The sequence below is a fragment of the Longimicrobium sp. genome (genome assembly GCF_035474595.1).
In the GTDB taxonomy this organism is placed as follows: domain Bacteria; phylum Gemmatimonadota; class Gemmatimonadetes; order Longimicrobiales; family Longimicrobiaceae; genus Longimicrobium.
In genome coordinates this window covers 54,481-81,404 of sequence record NZ_DATIND010000001.1, presented here as the reverse complement: position 1 = coordinate 81,404, position 26,924 = coordinate 54,481, and the positions used below count along the sequence as shown (strand labels likewise).

General features: G+C 72.6%; 16 protein-coding genes. 8 read left to right on the top strand and 8 right to left on the bottom strand.

Going from position 1 to position 26,924, the window contains the following annotated elements:
* Window positions 1–23 precede the first annotated feature (23 nt).
* Together VLK66_RS00280 and VLK66_RS00275 are read left to right on the top strand one after the other, a co-directional pair.
* Window positions 24–656, top strand: coding sequence for a DUF305 domain-containing protein (locus VLK66_RS00280; RefSeq protein WP_325306949.1), 633 nt, complete (start codon window positions 24–26; stop codon window positions 654–656).
* A gap of 66 nt (window positions 657–722) precedes the next feature.
* Window positions 723–2,492, top strand: a complete 1,770-nt coding sequence (locus VLK66_RS00275) for a hypothetical protein (protein ID WP_325306948.1) — start codon at window positions 723–725, stop codon at window positions 2,490–2,492.
* Between the two features lie 139 nt (window positions 2,493–2,631).
* Here VLK66_RS00275 and VLK66_RS00270 read toward each other — a convergent pair whose 3' ends face one another.
* From VLK66_RS00270 to VLK66_RS00260, 3 genes are all read right to left on the bottom strand, one after another.
* Entirely contained in the window at window positions 2,632–3,432 is an 801-nt protein-coding gene (locus VLK66_RS00270) for a hypothetical protein (RefSeq protein WP_325306947.1), read from the bottom strand.
* Window positions 3,433–4,041: 609 nt separating this feature from the next.
* The gene (locus VLK66_RS00265) at window positions 4,042–6,312 is read right to left on the bottom strand and encodes a fused MFS/spermidine synthase (RefSeq protein WP_325306946.1); all 2,271 of its coding nucleotides are present in this window, start codon (window positions 6,310–6,312) and stop codon (window positions 4,042–4,044) included.
* 211 nt (window positions 6,313–6,523) lie between these two features.
* Window positions 6,524–6,721 carry a hypothetical protein gene (locus VLK66_RS00260; protein WP_325306945.1) on the bottom strand — a complete coding sequence of 66 codons (198 nt, stop codon included), beginning with the start codon at window positions 6,719–6,721 and terminating at the stop codon, window positions 6,524–6,526.
* Between the two features lie 534 nt (window positions 6,722–7,255).
* On the opposite strand from VLK66_RS00260, the gene VLK66_RS00255 reads away from it, so the two are divergent.
* The 3 genes from VLK66_RS00255 (at window position 7,256) to VLK66_RS00245 (ending at window position 13,407) form a co-directional block, all read left to right on the top strand.
* Window positions 7,256–10,360, top strand: coding sequence for a CHAT domain-containing protein (locus VLK66_RS00255; protein WP_325306944.1), 3,105 nt, complete (start codon window positions 7,256–7,258; stop codon window positions 10,358–10,360).
* Between the two features lie 27 nt (window positions 10,361–10,387).
* Window positions 10,388–11,353 carry a hypothetical protein gene (locus tag VLK66_RS00250; RefSeq protein ID WP_325306943.1) on the top strand — a complete coding sequence of 322 codons (966 nt, stop codon included), beginning with the start codon at window positions 10,388–10,390 and terminating at the stop codon, window positions 11,351–11,353.
* 89 nt (window positions 11,354–11,442) lie between these two features.
* A complete protein-coding gene (locus VLK66_RS00245) occupies window positions 11,443–13,407 on the top strand; it encodes a M28 family metallopeptidase (protein ID WP_325306942.1) in 1,965 nt (654 codons plus the stop codon).
* Between the two features lie 10 nt (window positions 13,408–13,417).
* Here the strand turns inward: VLK66_RS00245 and VLK66_RS00240 are convergent, their stop codons facing one another.
* The 4 genes from VLK66_RS00240 to VLK66_RS00225 all read right to left on the bottom strand — a co-directional run bounded on the left by VLK66_RS00240 (window position 13,418) and on the right by VLK66_RS00225 (window position 18,657).
* Window positions 13,418–14,656 carry a polysaccharide deacetylase family protein gene (locus VLK66_RS00240; protein ID WP_325306941.1) on the bottom strand — a complete coding sequence of 413 codons (1,239 nt, stop codon included), beginning with the start codon at window positions 14,654–14,656 and terminating at the stop codon, window positions 13,418–13,420.
* Window positions 14,657–14,928: 272 nt separating this feature from the next.
* Entirely contained in the window at window positions 14,929–16,293 is a 1,365-nt protein-coding gene (locus VLK66_RS00235; RefSeq protein ID WP_325306940.1) for a sigma-54 dependent transcriptional regulator, read from the bottom strand.
* A gap of 435 nt (window positions 16,294–16,728) precedes the next feature.
* Window positions 16,729–17,652 (bottom strand): hypothetical protein, encoded by a 924-nt coding sequence (locus tag VLK66_RS00230; protein WP_325306939.1) that lies wholly within the window; start codon window positions 17,650–17,652, stop codon window positions 16,729–16,731.
* A 66-nt stretch (window positions 17,653–17,718) separates the two neighbouring features.
* Window positions 17,719–18,657, bottom strand: a complete 939-nt coding sequence (locus tag VLK66_RS00225) for a hypothetical protein (protein WP_325306938.1) — start codon at window positions 18,655–18,657, stop codon at window positions 17,719–17,721.
* Window positions 18,658–19,073: 416 nt separating this feature from the next.
* Here VLK66_RS00225 and VLK66_RS00220 point away from each other — a divergent pair, with 416 nt between their 5' ends.
* Both VLK66_RS00220 and VLK66_RS00215 read left to right on the top strand, forming a co-directional pair.
* Window positions 19,074–22,232 carry a BTAD domain-containing putative transcriptional regulator gene (locus VLK66_RS00220; protein ID WP_325306937.1) on the top strand — a complete coding sequence of 1,053 codons (3,159 nt, stop codon included), beginning with the start codon at window positions 19,074–19,076 and terminating at the stop codon, window positions 22,230–22,232.
* 1,014 nt (window positions 22,233–23,246) lie between these two features.
* Window positions 23,247–24,932 (top strand): GAF domain-containing sensor histidine kinase, encoded by a 1,686-nt coding sequence (locus VLK66_RS00215; protein WP_325306936.1) that lies wholly within the window; start codon window positions 23,247–23,249, stop codon window positions 24,930–24,932.
* A 103-nt stretch (window positions 24,933–25,035) separates the two neighbouring features.
* Here the strand turns inward: VLK66_RS00215 and VLK66_RS00210 are convergent, their stop codons facing one another.
* On the bottom strand, window positions 25,036–26,346 hold the full coding sequence (locus VLK66_RS00210) for a sterol desaturase family protein (protein WP_325306935.1): 1,311 nt from the start codon (window positions 26,344–26,346) through the stop codon (window positions 25,036–25,038).
* Window positions 26,347–26,481: 135 nt separating this feature from the next.
* Here VLK66_RS00210 and VLK66_RS00205 point away from each other — a divergent pair, with 135 nt between their 5' ends.
* Window positions 26,482–26,784, top strand: coding sequence for a hypothetical protein (locus VLK66_RS00205; protein WP_325306934.1), 303 nt, complete (start codon window positions 26,482–26,484; stop codon window positions 26,782–26,784).
* Window positions 26,785–26,924: the final 140 nt, after the last annotated feature.

Below are 26,924 nucleotides of genomic sequence, written 5' to 3'. Positions count from 1 at the left end.
TATACAGCATATCGGAGATGAGGATGTTGCGACGGGGGACGATGGCGGCGGCGATGCTGGTGCTGGCCACGGCGGCGTGCGGCACGGCGGCGGGGCAGACGCAGCCCGCGGCCGCGCCCATGCCGATGCCGGCGGACACCGCGCGCCCCGGCGTGTCGCCCGCGGACGTGGCGTTCATGCGCGGGATGATCGCGCACCACGGGCAGGCGCTGGAGATGACGGCGCTCGTTCCCGCCCGCACCACGAGCGAGAGCATGCGCCTGCTCGCGCGCCGCATCGACATCTCCCAGCAGGGCGAGATGGCGATGATGCGCCGCTGGCTGGCAGACCGCGGCCAGGACACCACGGCCGCGATGCAGCACGACATGCACGCCGGCATGCCCGGGATGCAGCACGCGGCGATGCCGGGAATGCTGACGCCCGAGGAGATGGCGCGCCTCGCCGCCGCCACCGGCCCCGGGTTCGAGCGGCTCTTCCTGGAGGGGATGATCCGCCACCACGAAGGCGCGCTGCGGATGGTGGCCGACCTGCTGGCCACTCCCGGAGCCGCGCAGGACTCCGAGACCTTCCGCTTCGCCTCGGACGTGGACGCCGACCAGCGCGCCGAGATCGCGCGGATGCAGGCCATGCTCGCCACCCTCCAGACCCCACGATGACGGGCCGCCCCCCACGCGGGGCGGCCCGCCAGCGCACCGTTCCCCATCCAGCAGGGAATCCGAGAGATGACGCCTCGATCGTTCGCACGCCCCCTTCCGCTCGCGCTGGCGGCGGCGCTCGCCGCCGCGCCGGCGGGCGCGCAGGGCACCAACCCCGCGGCGGACCCGCGCGTGGGGCTTTCCGCCGGCTGGACCGACGCCGGCCAGGCCATCCGCAACCTGGAGCTGGTGGCGCACCGTGACCGCCCCGAGCGCTTCGTGAACCAGGCCAACGCGGGCGACTTCGGCTTCATCAACGCCGACCTGGCGTTCCGCGGGCCGTACGTGTTCCAGGGCGGCTACAACGGCTTCCAGGTGTGGGACGTCTCCAACCCGTCGAACCCCGTGCTGCGGACCGCGCAGGTGTGCCCCGGCGGGCAGGGCGACGTGTCCGTCTACCGCAACCTGCTGTTCGTGTCGGTGGAGGAGACGCGCGGGCGGACCAACTGCGGCTCGGAGCCCATCACCGGGAACGTGAGCCCGGAGCGCTTCCGCGGCGTGCGCATCTTCGACGTCACCAACCTGGCCCAGCCGCGCCAGGTGGGGATGGTGCAGACCTGCCGCGGCTCGCACACGCACACGCTGGTCACCGACCCGCGCGACCCGGCCAACGTCTACATCTACGTCTCGGGGACGAGCCCGGTGCGCCCGGGCGAGGAGCTGGCCGGGTGCGTGGCCGTGCAGGACCCGGCGCAGGACCCCAACACCTCGTACTTCCGCATCGAGGTGATCAAGGTGCCCGTGGCGGCGCCGCAGGAGGCGCGCATCGTCAGCACGCCGCGCGTGTTCGCCAACGCGCAGACGGGGAACATCGCCGGGCTGTGGCGGGGCGGCGAGCACGGGCCGGGAACGCAGCGCACGGCGGCCACCAACCAGTGCCACGACATCACCGTCTACCCCGAGCTGGGGCTGGCGGCGGGCGCCTGCGCGGGGAACGGGATCCTGCTGGACATCCACGACCCGGCCAACCCGGTGCGCATCGACGAGGTGAGCGACCCCAACTTCGCCTACTGGCACTCGGCCACCTTCAGCAACGACGGCCGCAAGGTGCTGTTCTCGGACGAGTGGGGCGGCGGCACGCAGCCGCGCTGCCAGCGGAGCGACCCCCGGCTGTGGGGCGCGGACGCGGTGTTCACGCTGACCGACCGGAAGATGCGGCCGGCGGGGTACTACAAGCTCCCGGCGCCGCAGACGGCCACGGAGAACTGCGTGGCGCACAACGGCTCGCTGATCCCGGTCCCCGGGCGCGACATCATGGTGCAGGCGTGGTACCAGGGCGGGGTGTCGGTGTTCGATTTCACCAACCCGGCGCGCCCGGTGGAGATCGCCTTCTTCGACCGCGGGCCGATGAGCGCGGAGAAGCTGATGCTGGGCGGGTTCTGGTCGGCGTACTGGTACAACGGGTACATCTACGGCTCGGAGATCGGGCGCGGGCTGGACGTGTTCCGGCTTCGCCCCAGCGAGTACCTGTCGCAGAACGAGATCGACGCGGCCAACCTGGTGCGGATGGACACCTTCAATCCGCAGATGCAGACGCGGATGACGTGGCCGGCCAGCTTCGTGGTGGCGCGCGCCTACGTGGACCAGCTGGTCCGCAACCACGCGCTGGCGCCGTCGCAGACCACGCGCATCTCGAACCAGCTGGACCGCGCCGAGCGGATGGGCGCCACCGCCCGCCGCCCCGCTCTGCGCCAGCTGGCCGCGTCGGTCGACGCGCAGGCCGCGCGCTCCGCGGAGCCCGAGCGCGTCCGCATGCTGGCCGGCGCCCTGCGCGACCTGGCCGCCGCGCGGCGCTGATCGAAAAAGACGGGGCTCACGCAGAGGAGCATGGAGAAATTCCCTGTTTCTCCGATTCTTCTGTGAAGCCAGTCTTTCAACGGATTCGGTAGATGGAGATCGCCCCGGCGGAGGACTTCCGCCGGGGCGATTCGTCTACCTACCGCCGGAAGAGGTTCCGGGCGCGGTCGCGGAGATGGTCCCACCCCTCGCGGACACGGTCGCCGAAGTCCTCGTCGTAGCCGCTGCCGCCGTAGTCGCGGCCCATGCGGTCGGAGGCGCCCCACGTGCCGCCGTGGCGCTCGAAGCTGCCGCCGTTGTAGCCGCCGCCGTACCCGCCGGAGTCGCGGTCGAAGCTGCCGCCGCCCGCGTAGCCGCCCGACTCGCGGTCGAAGCCGCCCCCGCTGTACCCGCCATAGCCACCCGAGTCGCGGTCGAAGCCGCCGCCGCTCCAGCCGCTGCCGCCGCGGTCGAAACCGCCGCCGCGCAGGCCGCCGCTGCTGTACCGGCCGACGGAGTAGTCATCGCGGTCGTAGCCCTCGCCGCCCTGGCCGGAGAACCCGCCGTAGCCACCGCCACCGATGTTGTAGTCGCCCCGGTTCGTGCCGCCGGTGGTGTACCCGCGCTCGCCGCCGCCCGCGGTGTACCGGCCGCCCCATCCGCTCCACCCTGCCTCGCCGCCGTACCCGCCACCGCCGTAGCCGCCCTGCTCCGCGCCGTAGCCGCCGCCCCAGTTGGACGAGCGGCCCATGTTGCCGCCCAGGCCGCGCCCGCGGTCCATGCCGCCCCGGTCGCGGTTGATGTGCCAGTCGCGGTGCATGTTGTTGTAGTCGCGGCTGCCGGCGGTGAAGTCCTCGCCGTAGCGGTCGCTGCCGCCCGCGCTGTAGTCGCGGCCGTAGTCGTTGGGGGAGTAGCCGCGGTTCCAGTCGTTCCGGTTGTAGTCCATGCCGTATCGGGCCATGGTCACCCTCCGCAGAACGGGTTCGCTACGCGGAGCGCGCCCTCGTGCGCGCTCCGGAATTCGGGGCCGCAGGGGGATGCAGGTTGCGCGCCGGTAAGAGGTTCCGGGCGTTACAGGCGGGCGAAGGAGCGCGGGGTGATCGCGGGTGATGCGGCCGGAAGCGGGGGGCTCGGCATGCGATTAGTTTTCGCGGATTTTTTATTGAGGGATGACTGTCCCGATCCGCTGGATCGCGCCCTCTCGGGCCGGCCGAGGCGTCCACCTCTGTCGGGGGCTACCGAATTCGGGGGATCGATCGTGCGATTGGGAAGCGCACGTGCGACCTCGCCGATCAATCCTTCGGCCTGCAACCGTTCATGCGGAGGCAACGACCGCGTGGCCGGCCTCAGGATGACGTCTCTCTGCGCATTTGTTAATGCACAAGTGATCGCCAGATCCGGTATGGGTATCGAATCTCCCCCTGCCCTGCTGGAAAAAGACGAGAACGCGGAAGACGGGTCGTCTTTCGCGTCCTCGATCCATTCGGAGCGGGCAGATGGAAATCCCCTCGCATCCCCCCTGATGACGCAGTTGAGGGAGCCGGAGGAGCGCACCGGGACCGGAATCGCCCTACTTCCCCCAGACGCTGAGGATGCTGGAGAAGTCGTCCGTCCACGGCGCGACGTGGCGGCGGTTGACGGCGGGCCGCCACTCGGTGCGGAGCACGCCGAAGTCGGCATCGCTGCGCGCCACGCCGGCCCAGCTGCTGGCGGAGATGTAGAACCCGCGCAGGTTGGTCTCGCCGATGCGGGCCGCCACGCCGCGGTCCTTCGCCAGCGCGGCGACCACCGACTCGAGCTCGAGGTAGCGGTTGCTGAGGTGCAGCATGATGATGCCGCCGGGCGCCAGCTTGTCCAGGTACACGCCCAGCGCCTCGCGCGTGAGCAGGTGCACGGGGATCGCGTCGGAGTTGAAGGCGTCGACCAGAATCATGTCGTAGCCGTGCGGCGGCGCGTGGGCCATCGACAGCCGCGCATCGCCCAGCACCACCCGCATCCGCGCCGGAGAATCGGAGAGATAGGTGAAGTAGCGCCGGTCGCTGGCCATCTTCAGGATCCCCGGATCGATCTCGTAGAAGGTCCAGTCCTCGCCGGCGTTGCTGTAGGCGGCCAGCGTCCCCGTCCCCAGCCCCACAACGGCCACGCGCCGCCGCCCGTCCTCCGGCGCCTTCGCGGCGAAGAGCTGCCCGAGCGGCCCGCCGCGCGCGTAGTAGGTCAGCGGCTCGCGGCGGCGCGCCGGGTCCATGCTCTGCGCGCCGTGCAGCGTGCTGCCGTGGTAGAGCGTGTGGAAGCCGCCCATCTCCGGCGCGTTCAGCACGGCGAAGCGGCCGTAGAACGAGCGGTGCGCCAGCAGCGTGGGCTCGCTCTTCAGCACGAACGCGGTGCGGATGACCAGCGAGGTGCCGATGCAGAGCGCCAGCCAGAGCGGCGCGCGCCCCAGCCCGGCCGACACCAGCGCCATCACCGCCGCGGCCAGCGGGAGCTGCAGCCCGGGCGGGATCCCCGGCACGTCCTGCCGCGACACCAGAAGGAGGGCGAAGACGAACGCCGCGGTGCGCAGCAGGTTCATCAGCATCTGCCGGTTCGTGCGCGGCGCGGTGGGCCACGGGCGCGCCAGGCACGCCAGCGTGAGCACCACGGGATATTCCCACGTCCGCGTGAAGACGAGCGGCGCCACCAGCACGTTGAAGATCCCGCCCAGCACCCCGCCGACGGCGATCCAGAGATAGAACTCGGTGAGATGGGAGACGGAGGGGCGGCGGCGCGCCAGCTCGCCGTGGCAGACCATGGCGACGACGAACAGCGCCAGCAGGTGCATGGGGATGACCTGCATGGGCCGGCGCGTGAAGCCGTACATCAGCAGCAGCGACACCGCGGCGATGAAGAACGGCTCCGCGGCCAGCATCCATTTGTGCTTCAGCGGCGGCCGCGCGGCGAAGGCCAGGGTGAAGCTGAGCAGGTAGATGGCGAGCGGCACCACCCACAGCAGCGGCACCGGCGCCACGTCGGTGGTGATGAAGGTGGTGACGCTCAGCAGCAGCGACGACGGAATGGCCGCCAGCCCGATCCAGATCAGCCGCTCGCGCGCCGCCACTGGTGTCGTCGCGGCCGCGTCGATGGATGCGCCTGCGCCAGCCGGCACCGTCGACGCCGGGTCCGCCGCGGGGGAAAGGCGCCAGAGCGCGACCGCGGAGAGGACGACGAGCACGGCCAGCACGCCGTAGCCCACCGCCCAGGCGCGGCTCTGCTCCATCAGGCGCAGCCGCGGCTCCATCAGGAAGGGATAGCCCAGCAGCGCCAGCATGCTTCCCAGGTTGCTGGCGGCGTACAGCCAGTAGGGGTTGGCGGCACGGGGGTGCCCCGTCTCCGCGAACCACTTCTGCAGCATGGGCCCCGTCGCCGAGAGGACGAGGAACGGGAGGCCGACGGTAGTGAGCATCAGCAGCAGGAGCCAGGCGATGGGCTCCTGCCCGCCGCGCGGCGCCGCGCCCGCCACGCTGATGGGCAGCAGCAGCGCGGCCACCGCCAGCAGCACCACGTGCACCGCCGCCTGCCGCCGCACGCCCAGCTTCTGCGCGCCCACGTGGGCGTACAGGTAGCCGCCCAGCAGCGCCGCCTGGAAGAAGAGCATGCAGGTGTTCCACACCGCCGGCGTGCCGCCCAGCAGCGGCAGCACGAAGCGGCTGAACATGGGCTGCACCAGGAAGAGCAGGAAGGCGCTGGTGAAGATGGACGCGGTGAAGACGACGAGCACCCAGCGGTGCGCCGCGCGCGGCGGCGGGGCGGCGGCCGGGGTGTGCGCCGCGTGCACCGTCGCGGCGACGGGGGTCTGCTGGCTCAAGGAAGCACGGCGGTTGGCGGTGGCGCGGAACGCGGTGGGGTGGATGGACGCTTAAGATGGCGCCCGCCGCGCTCCCGTCAACTCGATGCGCTTCGCAGGTCGGTAAAGCGGAGCGGAGGCGGTGAAAATCGGCGGAGCCGCGAGACTTTCACGCGGCTCCGCCGAACCGGCGGCCACGATGCGCGTCGCGGCCGTCAGCCGATCCCCGGCTTCAGTAGCAGAGGCAGACGTTGTTCTGGCAGATGCCGTAGCCGCCGCACTTCACGTTGCACTGCACGGGGTCGCACCACGGGCGGCTGGCGTCGCGGGGCGTCGGCGCGGAGCCGAACGCCTGCGCGGCGCCGAAGGTGAGGCTGCCGAGGACTCCGAGCGCGAAGGCGCAGCGGCGCAGGATCGGGGCTCGCTTCATGGCGTGGGATCTCCCGCTGGGGTGTGGGCGCGGGCCACGCGGGCCCGCGGGGATGAGGCCCCGCCGCGATGCACGGCCGCCGGGACCGTTTCGGCGAAAACGGCACGGCAGATGGACACGGCGGCAGGGAACATTTGCCCGGACGGGGGGCTCCGCGGACCCCCGCCTGAACCGGCGCTCCATCTTACCGGCGGGAAAGATGATGCGTCAACATCCCGACGCCATGCCCTCCCACTTGGAGACGCTGGCGCGGACGTGACATTCCGTCCGAATTGCAAGCCGCCTCGGTCACTGCCGCAATGCGACGTCCCGCACCGCTTCGGACGATGCGCGCACTGGAGCGAACCGGCCGGAGCGAACGAATTTCTATTTTCCTTGTCCTCCGGCACCTCTCCGACGCACCTTCTCCGACATGCGTTTGCCCCGCGGTATCGCCTCCCGGGATGCCCACCCGACCGAGCCGCCGGGAGCACCGCTTCATACTCCCGCGCCGCGGTAGCTCGCGGCGCGACCCCTCTTTTCGCGTTGCCTTCGATGCCCGCCCTCACCCGCCTCACCGCCATCGTCGTCGCCATCGCGGGCACGGCGTTCGTCGGCGTTCGCCCGACCGGTCCGGTCGAGCGCGTGTCGTCCGTCCATCCGCCGCGCGCCTTCCTTCCCCGCCTCTCCATCGCCAGCGAGTACCGGCCGTGTGCCGTGACGCCCGGTGGGCTGGGAATTCCCGTCGCACGCTGCTCCGGGGGAGGCGAGCGGCGGCGCGAGCTGGCCGCGTTGACTCCGATGATCGTAGCGCGCGCCGAGCGCGAGCCGACCCCGGAGGCGCTGCACGCCGGCGCCCTGCTCGACGTGCTCTCGGATGCCGGGGAAAATACCCTCGACGGGGCCATCTCTTCCTTGCGGAGCGCGGCCGGGCTGTCGGACAACCCGGCGCCCGCGCTGAACGATCTGGCGGCAGCCCTGCTGGTGCGGGCGCAGGCCGCGCAGAATCCGCGCGACGCGGCGGAAGCGATCGACGTGAGCGAGCGTGCCATGAGCCTGACCCCCCACAACCCCGCCATCCTGTTCAACCGCGCCCTGGCTCTCGAGGCTTGGGAACTGAACGGCGATGCGGTCGGCGCGTGGCGCGACTACCTGGCCGTCGACCCCCACTCTCCCTGGGCGGACGAGGCCCGGCGCCACCTCCACGCAGCCGAGGCGCCCACCGGGCCGGAGCGGCTGTCTCCCGGCGCCACGGCGGACGAGCTGCGCGCCTGGGCCGCCCGCGCTCCCGAGGACGCATGGGCTGCCGGCTGGAAGGCGCTGGCGGAATGGAGCGAGACCACGCTCGCCGGCGACACCCTGGGCGCGGAACGGGCGCTCGCGCGCGCGGAAACGCTGGGCCGCGCGCTCCAGGGCCGCGACGCCACCCTCGCCGATGCCGCGGACGACATCCGCCGGCGTCAGCGTGACTCCGCGGCCGCGCGCCTCCTGGCCTTGGGGCACCGCGCGTACGCGAACGCGCGCGCCGACATGGAAATCCCCGCCTATGACACCGCGGTCGCGGCCTTCCGGGAAATGCTGGAGCAGCGCCTCCCCTCGCCCGCCCTCGAGTCGTGGGCGCGCCAGGGATACGCGGCCGCGTTGATCGGCGCCGGGAAATTTTCCGCGGCCGATACAGTCCTCCAGCTCCTGGAGCCGGGGCTGGATCGTGCGCGGAGTCCGATCCTGGCGGGGCGCACCCGCTGGAGCCGCGCCACCCTGGAGCTCCGCCTGAAGCATCCCGACGCGGTGATCGGCCCTGCGCACGAGGCCGCGGAGCTTCTCCTCCGCGCCGGAGCGCCGCGGCTGTCGGCGGGTGCGCTCTACGTGGCCGCGGACGGCGAAACAGCGGTGGGCGCGCTCCAGGCATCGCACGGTGACGCGCGCGAGGCGCTCAGGCGGGTGGCGCAAGACCCGGGCTCTGTCTGGCGTTGCAACGCGCTGGGGGCCGCAGCCCGTACCGCGCTGGCGGACGGTCTTCCGCACACGGCGCTCCGCTTTCAGGACGAGCGGGTGCAGGCGGCTGGCCTCAATGGACGTCCCGAGTACCTGGCCGAGGCATTCGCGGCCCGCGCGCAGATGCGGGCGGTTGTGGGTGACCAAGCGGGCGCACTCGGCGACGTGGAACTCGCCGAACGCGCGCTGGACAGCGTCGCGGCCGGGTTTCCCTCCTCGAAGCTCCGTGGGGACCTACAAGTCGCGCTCGCGACGGTGTATCTCGCCTCCGATCCGCGCCGCGCCGCATCGATCGCCAGCGAGATGGTGGGTTCGCCCGCGGCCTCGGAGAAGAACGGCGCCCCGCGGCTGTACCAGGCGCTGGTGCTACGGGCCAACGCGCGGCTGTCGCTGCGCGACACCGCGGGTGCGGCGGCGGACCTCGACAGAGCGGTGCGCGTCCTCGTTCCCAACCGCGCGGACGTGCTCGCCGCGCCCTTCCGCCTCTCCCTCGCCGAAGCGTCGCGCGCCGCGTTCGACCGGCTGGTGATGCTGAGGCTGAATGCCGGCGATACCCTCGGCGCGCTCCGGGACCTCGAACGCGGGCGCGTCTCTCTCGCGTTCCGCCGCGCCGGCGCGGCGAAGCGGCCGGCCACGGTCGCGGCCCAGCGCGGCGAGGTGGCGCTCGACTACGCGCTGGTCGGCGACACGCTGCTGATCTTCGTGATTGGCGACGGGCGTCCCCGTCTCGTGCGCGCCCGGGTGCGGCGCGACGAGCTCCTGGACGCCATCGGGCAGCTCGGCGTGCAGCTGGAGCGCGGCGACGCCGAGGCGGCGGTGCGGCCGGGGCTGGAGCGGCTCTTCGAGGTGATGCTCCGCCCCGTCGCCGACCGGATCGGCGGTGCGGGATCGCGGCTGGTGATCGTGGCCGACGGCGAGCTGGCGGGTGTTCCCTTCTCCGCGTTGTTCGACCGGCGGAGTGCGCGGTACATGGTGGACGATCACGTCATCCGCCAGGTCCCCAGCCTGGCCGACGCCGCGGCCGGGAGCCCGCCCGCCCCTCCGCCCGCACGCGTCTCCATCGTCGCCGACCCGAAGTACGATAGGCGGGCCTATCCTGGCCTGCCGACCCTGGCCTGGGCGCGGGCCGAGGGAGACAGCATCGCGCGGCTTTACCCCCACGCGGAGCAGCTTCCCGGACCCGAGGCCACGAACCCGGCTGTACGCAGAGCGCTCGGGCGGGCCGAAGTCTTCCACTTCACCGGGCACGCGCTGTTCGACCCAGAGCGGCCCGAGCGCTCGTCGCTGGTGCTGGCGCCGCGCCCCGGCACCGCCGGCGCGCAGCCGCTGCAGGCGGCTGAGCTGGATTCGATGGACCTGCGGGGCACCCGGCTTATCGTGCTCTCCGCCTGCGAGACCCTGCGCCCGTCGGCGGGGCGGGGGAGCGCGTTCGCGGGGTTCGCGGCGGCGTTCCTGAGCGCGGGAGCGGCCGGGGTGGTGGGCGGGTCGTGGCGGGTCGACGACGCCGCCTCGAACCGGCTCATGGTGGAGTTCCACCGCGCCTACCGGGCGACGGGTCAGGGCGCGGCCTCCCTCCAGGCGGCTCAGAAGAAACTGCTCCACTCCGGGCGCCCGGAGTGGAGCAGCCCCTCCGCGTGGGCGGCATTCCGCTACGCGGGCAATTGATCACACTTCCAACCATCGGTACTCAAAATGCCATTTACCCTGAACCTCGGCTTCGCCGGGATGTGCCTGTTCGTACCCGAGCCGTCCGCCGCCAAGCCGGACACGATGCACGTGCTGCTTCCGAACACGGAGGGCCACGGAATGGAAATGGGCGCGGAGATGCACTTCGCAGCCTTCATCTACGACCCGGCCTGCGAGGTCGAGAACAACGCCGCGCCGGGCGGCGTGGTGAAGAACCCCGAGGTGATCGAGATCGAGCACACGCTCCTCGACCTAACGAAGCTTTCGGCGTCTACGACCACGGTGCTCGAGGTCCCGCCGGGTGCGGCCAACTTCGGCACGCTGGTGAAGCGCAAGGTCGACAAACGGCACTTCAGAGACGCGAAGCCCGGCGGACAGGTCGTCTCCAGGATCTCGTTCAGCAAGGGAAGGGCGTGCGTTCCCGACAATGCGAAGGGCGGAATCTGGAAGCTCGCCGGAGTAAGCGGCCAGCAGCTTCCCATCCGGGTCGTCTACGAGATCAAGGTGGACGGAACCTACCTGGACCTGGACTTCCAAGGGCTGAACAAGCACCCGAAGAAGCGCAAGCTGCGGCTCTACCCCGACAAGGACAACGTCCTGAACGTGTGGATCTTCCATGCACCCGAGGACCAGCTTCCCGCCGAGCTGCCGCCGCCCGTCAGCAAGAAGACGACCATCGGAATCAATGACGAGAACCCTCACTTTGCGGCCTTCTACAACATCGTAGGGGTAGACTTGCCGATCCTGGAGTCCTTCCCCGCAATGTCCCCGGCGCCCTCCGCGGAATCGGGCGGAGGCGAGCAGTCAGACGCCGGCGGGATGGTGGGGGATGAGCACATCGGAGCCATGTCGGGCGGAGACCATCCCGCCGCGGAAGACGCCGGCGCTGGGTTGCTCACCCCACAGGCCGCGGCGGCGGCCGCGTCAGGAAGCGAGGTGACCTGCGTCATCGCGCTGGCCGAGACCAGGTAGCGGGCCGGGATCGATTCGATCAGGAGCCCGGACGGACGCGGGAGTCCGGGCTTCCTTTCATGCTCTATCCATCCTGAATCATGCCTCTCATGTCCGCTTCCGTGGCGTTCTTCGAGTTCACGACCACCCTGGCCTCGCTGCGGATGAGCGGCGAGGGCGGCCGCTCTGCGAAGATCCGCCTCTATCCGGGTCCGGCCGGGCCGCTGGAGACACTTCGTTCCCTCGGGATCCGGTGCGGCGTGGTCACATTCCGCCGGGATCTTTCCCGGAAACGCCTCGTCCAGGAGCTGGCGACCGGGATCTTGGCGAACCTCGTCGACCCTCGCCTGGTGGTCTGCGGAAGCGACGTCGCCTCGGTCCTGGAAGAGGCGGCGGCCGTGGCGGAGGAGGTGGAGGGGCGCGGCACCACCTCGGGGCTGGTGGCCGGCGAAGCCCGCGACCGGGCCGCGGCGCTCGCCGCCGGCTTCGCCGCGGCGCCTCACCCGGTGCTCGCCCCTCCGGTGTTTTCGGAAGGGCTTCCGCTGAGATACGCCCGCCTCCGCCCGCCCCCCGGCGCGCAGGGCGACTGGCGGAGCGTGCTGCGCGAGCAGAGCTTCGTCGCAGTCCACGTCGCGCGCGAGCCGGGGCAGGCGGGCGTCTCGGTGTACGGGATCGCCGACGTGGCCACGCTCGCCCGCCTGGACGACCTGGGTTTCTGGATCGACCGGCTGGGCCGGGAGGACGAACCGCAGACCACGACGCTCGTTCTCCTTCGCGACGACCGGCGGAACGAGAGCGGATTCCTTTCCCCCGGAGGGAACTCGTTCGACCTGTTCGGATCCGCGAAGAGCTCGTCGAGCGTCGTCGCGTCGACCCACCAGGGACTGGTCGTCGCCGTTCCCGCCGGGCGCCCGGTCGTGGCGTACCGCATTCCCGGCGCCCTGCATGGCCACTCCACGCGGCTGGCACCCGCCGTCTCGCTCCTCGGCTCGCCGCTCCAGCGGCCTTCCGTCGCTTCGGCGGAATCCTTCGCCGCCGCCCCGCTGTTCGCGCTGTCGGCCGAGGAAGCGGCCGTGATCCGGGGCATCGAGGCCGGCACCATCCTCGCCGACATCTCCGCGTACTCCGGCGCGGCCGCGCTCTCCACCGGCAAGGCGATCGACAGCCGTGACATCTTCAGGCGCGACAACCTGAAGGCTGTCCGCGCGCTCGAGAACGATCTTGAGACCCGCGGGCTGGGGCACGTAGACGTGCACACGCTGCCGTTCACCTGCACGTCCGCGGACGAGAGCGGGACGCGCTACAACGTGGAAGCGAAACTGCCGGCCCCGGCCTCTCCCGCCGACAGGCTGGACGGGATCGTGATGGTGACCGCCCATCTCGATTCAACCGCCGAGTTCGACCGGCCGTACAACCCGGCCAGCGATCCCGCCCCGGGAGCCGACGACGACGCGAGCGGGATCGCGGCGGTCCTCTCCGTCCTCGACGCGACGGTGAAGCTGCTGGCGATCCCGGGCCCGCGCCGCGAGATCCGGTTCGTGCTGTTCAATGCTGAGGAACGCGGGAAGCTCGGGAGCGACGCATACGTGGCCGATAGTCGCGCTCATTGCGAGGACATCCGCGCCGTGTTCCACCTCGACATGATCGGCTACGACGGAAACGGCGAGCCGGTCGTGGAACTTCACGCGGGATCATCGGACCCGTGCGTGGCGGAGGGCTCGCGCATGCTCGCGTCGCTGATCGAGGGTGTCGGGGACCAGCTGCGCCTGCCCCTGTCGTTTCAGAGATTTCCGTCGAAAGACCAGCCGTCGGACCCCGGCGAGGATTGCAGCGACCACCAGCTGTTCCACCAGCATGGAATCGCGGCCTGCTTCATCTGCGAGGACTTCTTTCCCGGACCGGGGAACGCACCCGGCGACCGCAACGTCAACTGGCACAGGCAGTCGGACGAAGTGGGCGCTATCGCGAAGGACTACGCGACTGCGATCGTGCAGGCCGTGGCCGGCGCGGTCTGGATCGCGGCGACCAGAGCCGATGCACTGCCCTCTCAGCCGTGCGTGGAATGCAATAGCTGATGGATCGGGTCTATCTCCGCCCTTCCCAGGCTCGGAGCGCGAAGTCCTGCAGCGTCATGCACCCGATGTCGCCGGTGACGGCGAGGGCGCTGCGGGCGCCGGCCGGCCACCGCCCCAGCCGCACCATGGGCCCGTCCGCCGCCTCGACGGCGGCGAGCACCGCGGCTTCGTCGACCGTCCGCCCCGGGACGTCGATCCAGGCGCCGTAGCGCGGCGCATCGTCCGACACCTCGGCGGGGAAGCCTTCCTCGGCCAGGAAGGTGAGCGCCGCGGCGGGGGAGCGGGTGGAGACGCCCACCACCGGCTTGCGCTCGGCGTGCGCCTCGAAGTCGCGCGAGCGGGCGACGCGGTCGGCGCCGAACCAGGGCTCCGTCTCGCCCTCGGCCAGGTTGCGCACCAGCAGCGTCGCCATCGGATCGCCGTCCAGCACCACGCGGACCCGCCCTGGCTCCAGCTCGTGCACGGCGAGCTTCGACTGCGCGCGGCGGCGCCACCAGCGCGCGATGCGGTCCAGCGTGGCGATCCAGACGGGGGGGCGGCGGCCGCGCGCATCGGCCAGCAGCGCCCCGAGCGCCTCCTCGCACTCGTAGATGCGCTCGGGGTGCAGCCGCAGGGTGAACAGCTCGCCGCGGCGCCAGGTCGTTTCCAGCACCGCCCGCCACGTGATCGCCTGCTCGGCGGGAGAGAAGCGGAGGCGCTCCACCAGCAGCGCGTCGTCCGGCAGGGCGACGGGGAGATGCACCACGCCGCCGCGCTCCGCCGGCCGCACCGGGGCGGCCGAGGCGTCGCCGTACGCCGGATACATCGCGCCGATCGCGCGCGGGAACGCCGCCGCGTCGAAGGCGACCGGCGTGGTGCTGTGGTAGACGAAGCCGAGCCCGGCGACCGCGTCGTCGGTGGCGGCGCTGGCGCGCAGGAAGGGGGCGCGGAAGCCGCTGAAGGGAACGCCGGCGCCGTGGAAGATGCCGACCGCGCGGGCGATGCTGGCGCGCTGCTCGGCCGGCGAGCGGAGCGCCAGGTCGTCGTGCGCCAGCCCGTGCACCGCGAACTCCACCCCGCGCTCGCAGAAGCGGCGGACCGCCGGCTGGTTGCGGTGCAGCACGCTGGCGGTCACGGCCCAGGTGGGGCGGACGCCGAATTCGGCGGTCAGCGCGTCGAAGCGGGCCATCCGCGCCTCCATCGGCCGCGGCGAAACGCCGAAGCGCCAGGCGATGGAGCGCGCGCGGGACATCGAAAAGGGGACCGCCATCACGCTCTCCGCATCGGGATCGTGGGTCGGGGGGCATCACACACCGTGGCGCAGGGGCAACGCCCGTTCCCCATCCCCACCCATCCCCAAACACCTCTCCCGCAAAGAGTTGGGCGACAACGGACGGTCCGTCCCCTCGCCCTTCCTGCATCGCCCCGTTCCACGGCTGTAACGGCGCGTGCAGCAGAATTCGTCGTGTCCGGCGTTCTGCATCAATCACAAAGAAGCGCCAGTCGAACGAAAACGCCCGGCATCGCGGCCGGGCGTTTCGTTCAGGCGTCGATCTCCTCCACCGTGCCGGACTGGTAGGCGGCCAGGAGGCGGTCGAGTCGCGGGCGCGAGATGCCGAGGATGCGCGCCGCGCGGCTCTTGTTGCCGCGCGTGTGGTTCAGCACGCGCTCCACGTGCCGCTGCTGCGCCTGCGCCAGCGTCACCAGCCCGTCGCCCTCCTCCTCCTCGGCGGCGGGGGCGAGCGACGGGGCCAGCGAGAAGCCCTCGGGCGAGAGCGCCGAGCCGCGCGCCATCACCGCCGCGCGCATGATGGCGTTCTCCATCTCGCGCACGTTCCCCGGCCAGTCGTGCTCCTGCAGCATCTGCATCACCCGCGGGGGGATCACGCGCACGTCCTTCTTCAGCTCGCGGGCGGCGCGCGCCAGCAGGTGCTCGGCCAGCACGGGAATGTCGTCGCGCCGCTCGCGCAGCGGGGGGATGCGGATCTCCACCACGCGCAGGCGGAAGTACAGGTCCTCGCGGAACCGGCCCTGCCGCACCAGCTCCTCGATGGGGCGGTGCGTGGCCGCCAGCACGCGCGCCTGCGTCTTCCGCGCCCGCTCGCCGCCCACGGGGTGGAACTCCTTCTCCTGGATCACGCGCAGCAGCTTGGCCTGGAAGGCGGGTGAGGTGTCGCCGATCTCGTCCAGGAAGATGGTGCCGCTCCCGGCCAGCTCGAACTTGCCGCGCCGGTCGGCCACCGCGCCGGTAAACGCGCCCTTCACGTGCCCGAACAGCTCGCTTTCCAGCAGCGACTCGGCCAGCGCGGTGCAGTTGATGGCCACGAACGGCTCGTCGGCCCACGGCGAGTATTCGTGGATGGCGCGCGCCACCAGCTCCTTCCCCGTTCCCGTCTCGCCGCGGATGAGCACGGGCGCGCGGGTGCCGCTGAGCATCCCGATCAGCTTGTAGATCTCGATCATCTGCGGCGAGCGCCCCACCCCGTAGCGCAGCGTGTCCTCGGCCGCCGCGGCGTCGCCCGCCTTCGCGCGCGAGCGGGCGGCGCGGTCGCGCATGCAGCGGGCGACGAGGAGGTCGAGCTGCTCCAGGTCCACCGGCTTGGCCAGGAAGTCGTACGCCCCGCCGCGGATGGCGCCAATGGTGGTGCCCATGTCCTCCTGGCCCGTCATCACGATCACGTCGGTGTCGGGCATGGCCTGGTTCACCTTGGCCAGCAGCTCCAGCCCGGTCATCCCCCCCATGTGCACGTCGGTCACGAGCACGTCGGGGCGGAAGTCGTGCAGCTGGCCCAGCGCGGACTCGGCGCTCGAGGCGGTGCGGACCTCGAAATCGGCGCGGCGGAAGTGGAACTCGAAGGCCGCCAGCGTGGCGGGCTCGTCGTCCACGATCATGATCCTGCGGCTCATAACAGAAGTGCGTGAGTGCGTGAGTGCGGAAGTGCGTTAGTGACTTTGTGCGTTCGTGCGTTCGTGCGTGTGCGTCGGGAACGTCGGAGGCGCTCGAGTGGCGGCGCTGCGCCAAAGCCAGCGCACTCCCGCACTCCCGCACTTTCGCACTGCTGTTTTGGGCGTGTTGGGCGCTGGAGCGCCCAAACGGGCTGCGCGCGCGGTAGGCAACGATACGACTGTTGCCAACCGCGCCGGGCCCCCGCCGCGCCCTGCAATCTACCGATTATCCAGCCTCGGCGCGGCGCGGCGGGGTCCCGGCCCTGCGGGCGCGCATCCCTCACGCATCCGGTGGATAGTGCGGGAGTGCGGAAGTGCGGGAGTGCGTTCGATCCATCGCGCGGCCGGCGATCCTGCACCGATGGCCAGCGCACTTTCGCACTCTCGCACTTTCGGTCAAGGCTGCCCCGGCGGCGGTCCCGGAGGCCCAGGCGGTCCTGGCGGCGGGTTGCCGGGGTTGTGGCCGCCGTGGCCCTCGCCCATCCCGCCGTCGCCCGATCCGTGGAACTGGCAGCACCCCGCGGCGCAGGCCATCCAGCCGAACACCACGCCCGTCTGCATCGCGTCCGCCTCGTCCGCGGGCGGGGCCGGGCCGCCGCGCTCCAGCGCCGCGAACCGCTCCGTCCGCATCCCCGCCGAGGCGGAGAAGTTCGTCTCCGGCCGCCAGCGCGCCTGCGACGCGCCGCTCATCCCGTCGGCGTTGAAGGCGAAGTCCCACCCCTGCCTCTGCTGCTGGTACGGCAGGAACTGGATCTTCCCACTGCGGTTGCGGAACATGGCGTACCCCTCGTTCGCCTGCACCAGCAGGTACACCGTGTCGGTCGCGTTGTCGTCGCGGAAGCCCAGGTGCTTGTTCTGCGCGGGCACGACGTCGCCCGCGTACCGCACCACCGCGCCCACGAAGCGCAGCTGGCTGGCCGCCGCCATCGCGGCCGTCAGGCACTGGGTGCGCGACTCGGTGCGGATCCGCAGCCGCTGCGCCGCGCACCCGCTGCACGGCACCACCGTGGAGTCCTGCCCCGCCGCGTCGGGGAACGCGATGGCGTTCGCCTTCACGAACTCCGCCACGTGCGACCAGTCCTGCGCCGGCCCGGTCACCTTGAACGCCGTGTCGGGGACCGCGGGCGGCTGCGCCGAGGGCGGGCTGCAGTCGGGCGCCGCGTCCGCCCGGGCCACCGCCGCCTCGCTCGCGGGAGGCGGAGGCGCGCTCTCGGGGCGCGCCGCGGGGGGGCGGTCGGCGGTGGTGCAGGCCGCCAGCGCGGCCGCGGGGATGAGCGCCAGCCACCGGCCGAGCCGGGGCGAAGTGCGCCAACAACGCATCAGGACCTCTCCTGTACTGAAGGGGTGGGCAATCCGGCCGGCCCGGTGCCGGCCGGAAAGGTTTCGCTACCGGCGCCGGGCCGGGTTCGGGTGGGGGTTGGGATTGGGATTGGGATTGGGAGACGGATGGTGGCCGCGGGGACCGCGCGGGCCGTGCTCCTGGTCGCCGCCGTCACCGGTGCCGTGGAACTGGCAGCACCCCGCCGCGCACGCCATCCACCCGTACGACAGCGTGGTCTGCACCGCGCCCGCGGCCGCCTCGCCGCCCGCGTCCGGCGCGGCGGGCCCGCCCCGCCGCAGCGCCCGCACGGGAGAATACGCGCCGGAATACGACGCCAGCGTGGTGTCGGCCCTCCACAGCGCCCAGGTGCCGGCGGGCGGCGTGTCGGGCGCGTGGAAGAAGAACGCCCATCCCGGCGTCACCAGTCCGGGCTGCGGCGCGAAGGCCGTCACGTCGCCCGTGGTGCGGAAGAGCGCGAACACCGAGTCGTTGCGCACGAACAGGTACACCGAGTCGCGGTTGCTGCCGCCGCCCGAGATGTTGGCCGGCCCGAACCCGTACGCCGGCAGCGACCCCGGCCCCTGGCCCACCACCATCCCCACGATCCGCAGCTGCCCGTTGAACGCCGCCGCGTCCAGGCACATGGCCAGGTGCTCGGAGCGGATCTGCAGCACCTTGGGAAGGCAGCTGGGGTCGCCACTCGTGTTGCACAGCTTCACCGGCTGCGTGTCCATCACCCCCAGGTCGAAGTTCGCGCCCGCCGCCTTCATGTAGTCCGCCACCCGCTGCCATCCCTGGCCGCCCCGGGTGCTGATGAAGGTGTCCGCCGGGATCGTGGGCGTGCACGCCTGCGCCCCGCCCGGCGGGGAGTCCAGCGCCTCCGCCGGCCCGGCGGCCAGCACGCACGCCAGCACCGCGGCCGCGCCCAGCAGCAGCCTTCCGCTTCGCTTCACCCGGTCCATTGTCTCCTCCTGCATCATGTGGGGATGGAATTCGTCCGGCACACCCGCGTCCCGGAGCCCAACCGGCGGCGGCGAAGGGGCCGCGGCCGGCGAAACGATCTGTTCTCGGCGGAGAGTCGGGGGGATGGGCGGCGAGCGGGCGCCTCCGCAGCGCAAACTACATGGCTTCCCCGCGCGCACAAGCGATCCGAATCGCCCCGCGCCACCGATGTCCCCATCCGCGCGCCGCTTCGCCTCTCCGCCCGATGCGGCGATCCGGAATCCCGAAAACCGGTCCTCCGCAGGCCCCTCTCCACCGGAAGGGAGAGACGCGGCAGCGGCGCCGAACGTCACCGAATCTGCTACAGCGTGGCGCATCAGGGGCTCCCGTGGGACTTGCACTCCCGGCCTGCTCCCCCCACTATGCGTTTCCCGGCTCAACCTTCTTTCCCGGCTCTATCACCTCCCGCGAATCCGCCGTGTTTTCGCTGAAGCTCCTGGGCTGCGCCGCGCTGGAGAACGACGGCGTTCCCGTCTCCGGCCGCGCGGTGCACCGGAGGCGGATAGCCCTGCTGGCGGTGCTGACGGCGGCCCGGGGGCGCATGGTGGGGCGCGAGCGATTGATCGGGTACCTGTGGCCCGACCACTCGGGCGACGCGGCGCGCCACCTCCTTTCCGAATCCCTCTACATCCTCCGCAAGGCCATCGGCGACGACGCCTTCGTCTCGGCCGGCGACGAGCTGTCGCTGGACCCGGCGGTGGTGCAGAGCGACGTGGGCGCCTTCTTCCAGTCGCTGGACGCCGACGACCCCGAAAGCGCGGTCGCCCTCTACGCCGGGCCCTTCCTGGACGGCTTCTACGTGGCCGACGCGCCGGACTTCGAGCGCTGGGCCGAGCAGGAGCGCGACCGCATGGCCCGCGCGCACGCCCGCGCGCTCGAGGCGCTGGCGGAGACGGCGGAAGCCGAGGGGCATCCGCTGCGCGCCGCGGAGTGGTGGAAGCGGCTGGCGCGCGAGGACCCGTACAGCTCCCGCGTGGCGCTGCGGGTGATGCAGGCGCTGGACGCCGGCGGCGAGCGCGCGGCCGCCGTCCGCCACGCCTCGGTCCACGCCGCGCTGGTCCGCGGCGAGCTGGGCGCCGAGCCGGACGCCGAGATCGAGGCCTTCGCCCGGCGCCTGCGCGAGGCGCCGCGCCCCGCCCCGCCGCCGCCGTCCGTCTCCGCGCTGGCCGCTTCGGGCGGGTCGGCGGCGGGGGAGGGGGGGACGGCGGTGATGGAGGCCGCCCCGCCCGCCCTCTCCACCCCCGCGACCGAGGCGGCGCCCGCTCCCGCGCCCGCGGTCCCCTCCCCCGCCCCCGTGGAATCGGGCGAGGCGCGGCGGCGGCGGACCTGGGGGATGCGGATCGCCGCGGTGGCCGCGCTGCTGGTGGCCGGTGTCGGGCTCACCTTCCTCCTCCGTCCCGCACCGGCGAAGGGAGACGAATCGCTCTTCATCGTCCTCCCCTTCGAGCACGGGAGCGGGGCCGGCGCGGCCGCGCTCTCGCCCGACCAGGCCGAGCTGCTGGTGTACGACGCGCTCTCGCGGTGGCGCGACGTGCGCCTGGTGGACGCGCAGCGCGCCCGCGACCTGATGGCCCGCCGCGGCCCCCCCGCCTCGCTGGAGGACGCGCGCCGCATCGCCGCCGACGCCGGCGCGGGGCGGCTGGTGTGGGGCGAGATCACCCCGCTGGGCGACAGCGTGGCCGTGCGCGCCGCGCTGTACGACCTGTCCGGCGGCGGCTCGCTGGCCGAGCGCACGGTGCGCGTGGGGCGCGACCTGAACGGCGTGTCGCAGAAGATGGGCGAGCTCGTCGCCGCCCTGGTGGGGCGCGGGGGGTCGGCGGGCGACGCGGCGGGAACCACCTCGCTGGCGGCCTGGCAGGCGTACCAGCGCGGGCGCACGGCGCTGGCGCGCTGGGACCTGGACCGCGCGCGGCAGGAGCTGGCCCGGTCGGTGGAGATCGACCCGGGGTACGCCAGCGCGCACTTCTGGCTGGCGCAGGCGCAGCAGTGGGGCGGCACCGCGCGGGCCGAGTGGCGCGACCACGCCGTCCGCGCGCTGGCCGATCCCACGCGCCTCTCCGCCCGCGAGCGCGACCTGGGGCGCGCGCTGGCGCTGCTCGGCGACGAGCGCTACCCCGAGGCCTGCGCCGCCTACCAGGGCCTGGTCGCGCGCGACTCCACCGACTTCGCGGCGTGGAACGGGCTGGGCGAGTGCCAGCGCCGCGACGACCTGGTGCTGCGCGACCCGTCCAGCCCCAGCGGGTGGCGCTTCCGCAGCAGCTACCACCGCGCCATCCTGGCCTACAGCCGGGCGCTGCGCACCGTGCCCAGCGCGCTGCAGGCCTTCCGCGGCTCCGGCTTCGAGCGCCTGCAGCGGCTCCTGCAGACCGACGACCGCACGCTGCGCCCCGGCAAGGCCCCGGGCTCCGCGCCGGGCGACACGCTGCGCTTCGCCGCGTACGTGGCGCTCGCGGGCGACACGGTGGCGTACGTGCCCTGGCCCGTGGCGGACGTGAGCGCGCTGAAGAAGGAGACCATCCCCGCCACCCGCGGCGCCGCCGGCGTGCGCAACCGCGGCGTGCTGGCCGACGTGCTGCACGAGTGGACCCGCGCCTTCCCGCGCAGCCCCGACGCGCACGAGGGGCTGGCGCGCGCGCTCGAGGCGATGGGCCAGATCCGCGCGGTGAAGCAGGGCGCCCCCTCGGCGTTCAGCGAGGTGGCCACGGCGCGCGGGCTGGCCTCCGACCCCGAGCAGCGGCTGCGGCTCTCCATCACCCAGGTGCGGCTCTTCCTGCGGGTCAGCGACTTCGAGCACGCGCGCGCGCTGGCCGATTCCACCCTGGCACTCTGGCGCTCGCCCGGCCCGCACGACGCGGGGCTGATCGCGCCGCTGGCCATCCTCACCGGGCGGGTGGAGGAGGCGCGCCGGCTGCTGCGCGCCGCGGCTCCCGAGCGCGAGTTCAACACCCCGCTGGGCGAGCCGGTGGAGGCGCAGGTGCCCGTGGCCGAGGCGCAGGGCGACGCGCTGGCGTACGCGGTGCTGGGGATGGTGCCGGAGGAGCGCGAGGCCGAGGCGTCGCTCGAGCGGCTGATTGGCGCGTGGGTGGACCCCGCCCGCAAGGACGCGGCGCGCACCGCGCTGCTCAGCCCGCTGCGGCGGCTGTCCACCGCGTACGGCGCCCCGCGCGCGGCGCCGCTCCCGCAGGCCGACTACACGATGGAGATGCAGCAGATGCTGGCCGGGGGCGACGCGGCGGGGGTGCGCGCGCGGCTGGCCGCCCTGCGCGAGGCGCTGGGCGCGCGCCGGCCGGGCGACATGGACCTGTCCTACGTCTTCCCGCAGGCCGCGCTGCGGCTGGCTCTGGGCGACAGCGCGGGCGCGCAGGAGGAGCTGGACCGCACGCTGCTGACGCTCCAGGCGCTCCCCTACACCGTGCTGGACACCCCCGAGGAGGCCGGCTCGCTCCTCGGCATCATGCGCCTGCGCGTGCGGCTCGCATCCCCCGGCCGCGACCCCCGCACGGCCGAGTACTGGCGCCACGCCCTCGCCACCCTCTGGTCCGGCGCCGACCCGCGCCTGAAAGCCGCGATCCGGTAGTCACATCCATCGGGTTGACGTTATCTTTGAGCGAGAGTGCGTGTGTCGCCCCGCCTCCCGACACAGACGCCATCCTGAGTCGAACACCGCGCTTCGCGCGACCATGATGGATGAAAGGGAGGCGTCCTCCGGAGCCGGAACCTGTCGCCGAGCCGAACAGCCTCGCGCAGTTTGCGAGGCTTCCCCGTAGTTGTTGCCGCGACTTTAGTCGCCGGTGAGGGGGCAGGCCGCGAACTTCTATTCAGCGCCTGTAGACGACCACCGCCGCCCATCACAGCAGAAAGTAGAGGATGGGAGCAGGACTTTCTTAGGAGGCCCGGCCACACCGCAACCGCGATTCCACGCAAGCACTTGCAGGCCGAAGGATCCATAACGCGTCCCGCACGTCAGCCCGGGACATGCCACGATCCCTCTTCTCCATTTCATTATGGGGATACTGGGGATGCGTCTGGAGGAGATATGGAGCGGAAGGTTTCTGTCAGTGTCACCGTGCCCTCTCGTGAAGAGGCGCGCCGGCGGATCCACAGCCAGCCGGGGTTCTTCTCCTCCATGAGCCCGGAAGCGCGCGAGGCCATCCTGACCCACGACGGTCCGGAGGTGATCGGACCGCGGGGGACACGGAAGCGGTAAACATCACACGCACTTCAGCACACGATGAAGCTCCCGCGCCTGTCCGGCGTGGGAGCTTTCTGCTGTGCGCTCGTCCTGTCGCTTCCAAATTCCAGTAGCAGACGACCGCGATCTGGAGTAGCAGATTGCAATCTCCATCTGCTCTGGACGGGCTGCATGCGAGTGGAGAAACGATCCGAATCCACCTGTTTAGATCAACGCCTGAAATAGGCCATATTTCACAACTCGTTGCAGCATAAGGGAGATGAGAGGGAGGTTGATAGGAGGTTGATCGCGCGCGAGAGCAGGAGGAAATGCGCTTGAGGGCGCGGGCGCAACGTGTAGCGCGTGAGGGGCGAGCCAGTCCGCATCGCCCCCCGCCGACCCCGACCCACGGACCGACCGATGCGCGCCACCCGAATCGCCCGCCCCCTCCCCCGCTCCCTCCGCGAGCCGGCCGACGCCCTCCTCCTCCCCCGCGACCACGCCCCCCGGCGGACGCGTCCCGTCGCGACCGGGCGGACGGAGCGGACGATCGCGCTGCTGGAGATGCGGGCAGGCGTGGCCGCCGCCGCGAACCTGGGCGGCACCGCGGCTGGCGCGCTCCGGACGGCGCTGCAGGAGATCTGCACGCGGCTCGGCTGGCAGGCCGGGCGGGCGGTGGTGCTGGACGCCGCCGGGCGCGCTACGGACGTGCTGTGGCACGGCTCGCCCCGCCGCTTCGCCGCGTTCCGCGAGGCGTCGATGGCGGTGGCCGCGGCGGACGGGCGCGGCGTGGCCGGGCGCGCGCTGGCGGCCGGCGGGCCGGTGTGGGCGGCGGACGTGGACGAGGACCCCACGCTGGCGGTGTGGCTCGCGGCGCGGCAGGCGGGGCTTCGGAGCGCGCTCGCCTTTCCGGTGATGGCGGCGGGGCGCGCGGTGGCGGTCGTGGAAGCGTGGGCCTCGCAGAACGAGGCGGAGGACGCCGCCGTGCTCGACGCCTGCGTCTTCGCCGCACGCCAGCTCGGCGCCGCGTTCGAGCGCGAGGCCGAGCGCGCCGCCCTCCGCGCCGAGGCCGATTCGCTGCGCGCGGTGGTCGCCGCGGCGCCGGCGGGCGCGGTCGCCTTCGGGGCCGACGGCGAGCCGGCGCTCTGGTCGTCCGTCGCGGCGGAGCTGCTGGGCGGCTCGCCGGAAAGCGGCGGATGGCAGCCGGTGCGCAAGGCCGCGGGCGAGGCGATCCGCGCCGGCCGCCCGTCCACGCTGAGCCTGCGGACCGCGGGCGACCGCCCGCTGAAGCTGCGCCTGTCCCCCGTCACCGTGGCGGACGGGGCGCAGGGAGCGGCCGGCTGGGTGTGGAAGCAGCGCGCGGCGCGCCCCGCCGCCCCGGCGCCCGCTGTGCAGGCGGAGACGGCGTCGCGCTGGGCCGACCAGGCGCTGGCCACCGTCGCGCACGACCTGCGCAGCCCGCTCACCGGCATCACCCTGGCGGCGGAGACGCTGCTGCGCGCGAAGTCGGCCGGCGGGGAGCAGGGCCCCGAGGCCATGCTGCTGGGCTCCATCTGCAATGCCGCCGAGCGGATGCGCGAGATGGTGAACGACCTGCTCGATGCGTCGCGGGTGGACGGCGGCGCCATCCCCATCGCCCCGCGCGAGGTGGAGCTGGGCGCGCTGCTGCGGGACGCGGCGGACGCGCAGCGGCTCCAGGCGGCCGACCGGGGAATCGCCCTGAGCGTGGAGGAGTTCCCGGCCTGCACGGTGGCGGCGGACGCGCGGCGGGTGGCGCAGGTGTTCCAGAACCTGGTCGGCAACGCGCTGGCGCACACCCCCGGCGGCGGCCGGGTGACGCTCTCCGCCGCCATCCGCGGCGGCGAGGTGCGGGTCTCGGTGCGCGACACCGGTCGCGGCATCGCGGCGGCGGACCTGCCGCGCGTGTTCGAGCGCTTCTGGCGCGCGGCGGACGCCCGCGGCAAGGGCGCGGGGCTCGGCCTCTCCATCGTGCGCGGTATCGTCGAGGCGCACGGCGGCACCGTCCGCGCCGACAGCACGGTCGGCGAGGGCACCACGATGACCTTCACCCTCCCGCTCGCCGAGGAGCTGGCGATGGCGGCGTGACTTCGCGGCGGGATCGGGATTGGACTGATCGGGAGATGGAGAAACGAAGCGGCGCCCGGGATCGCCCCGTGCGCCGCTTCGTCGTCGCTCGATGGCCCGCGGCTCACATGATCGGCGCGAGCTCGGTTTCGGTGAGGGCGGCGCGGCGGGGGAGGAACCAGGCGAGCGAGACGGCGCAGAACGCCACGCCCGCCGCCGCGGCGGAAACGGGGATCGCGCCCATCCATCCCAGCAGCGCGCACGCGGCGCCGAGAACCAGCAGCCGCGCCGTCTCGATCGGGCCGGCCCACTTCGCGGACTCGAACACGCCGCCCACGCCGGCCAGGCTGATGGCGACGTAGAAGCCCGCCGCGGCGACGTGCGCGCCCGGCATCGACGCCGCGTTCAGCAGCAGCGCGAAGCTCCCCGCCAGCGCCGCCGCGAACTGCGCGAACCCGTACGCCGCCAGCCCGGCGGGGACGACGGGGTCCCACGCCTCCGCCACCTCCGCGGCGACCTGGGGCGGCGCGGCGGAGCCACCCTCGGCGGCGGAGCGCCACCCCGGCGGCCCGGCGACGTACATCCACCGGTCGCGCCAGCTGCGCGCGCGCATGGCGTCACGGGCGATCTCCACGAAGCCGTGGACGTTGGCCCACAACGGATTCCAGCTCCGCAGCGGCTTCGTGATGCCGTAGACCGGCTCCTCTTCCTCCGCCTGGAAGGTCCCGAACAGGCGGTCCCACACGATCAGCACGCCCGCGTGGTTGCGGTCCAGGTACCTGGGATTGCGCCCGTGGTGCACGCGGTGGTGCGACGGCGTGTTCATCACCCTCTCCGTCCATCGCCCCATCCGGCCGACCGCGCGGGTGTGGATCCAGAACTGGTACAGCAGGTTGAGCGCGTAGCAGGTGACGTACGTGGCCGGCGGGATGCCGATCAGCGCCAGCGGCACGTAGAACACCCAGGTGAACAGCCCGTGGATGGAGCTCTGCCGCAGCGCGACCGCCAGGTTGTACTCCTCGCTGCTGTGGTGCACCACGTGCCCCGCCCACAGCAGGTTGATCTCGTGCGACAGCCGGTGGCTCCAGTAGTACGCCAGGTCCACGAGCACGAACGCCGCCGTCCACGCCGCCAGCTCGCGCGCGTTCGCCGCGAAGCCGGGGAAGGCGGCGCTGCGCGCGAACGGCGCCCCGTCCGCCCACATGGGGACAGCGGGAAGCCAGCGCTGCACGGCCAGACGGCGCCACGCCCAGACGTAGATCCCGATCGCGAACAGCTTGGAGAACACGCCCGAGACCTGGCTCAGGATGCCGCAGCTCAGGTCGGCGATGGAGTCGTTCAGCCGGAAGAGCCGCCGCCGCGACCACGCCGCATAGGCCAGCTCCACGCCCATCAGGACGAAGAAGAAGGGGATGGAGAAGAGGATGATGCCCATGCGGCCGGATCGGAGCGGGCGGAGCGGCGGGAGGAGGACCCGCGAACGATACCCGGGCCGTTGCGGCGCAACAAGGCCGATACCGCACGCGGTCGTGCGCCGGATGCGGATGGTTGAGCGCTGATGGAGGCCGTCATGCGAAAGAAGCTCAGGCTCGACCTCGAAGCCATCGCCGTCGACACCTTCGATCTTGGTGAGAACCACGCGAGCTACGGCACCGTGCACGCGCGGTCGGAGGGCGACGCGCCGGCGGAGGCGGTGGCGGCGGGGACGCTCTGGTGGTCGTGGTGCAGCACCTGCGACGGCGCCTCGTGCGGCGTGGCCTGCGTGGCTACCAAGAACACGCCCGATTGCTGGAACAAGGTGACCGGGGGCAACTGGCCCAGCTGCTGGGGCTATCACTGCTACGCCGAGACCGATCCCGAGGTGGTGGCGTAACGCCATCCGAGGGACGCAGCACGCGGGAGGCGCCGGATGGCGCCTCCCGCTTCGTTTGCGCCGCTTGCGTTCCCGGCCCCGCCGCGCGCACGTTGTTCCGCATCATCCCACCAGCGCTTCCCGTCGCCCCCGCGCCTCCC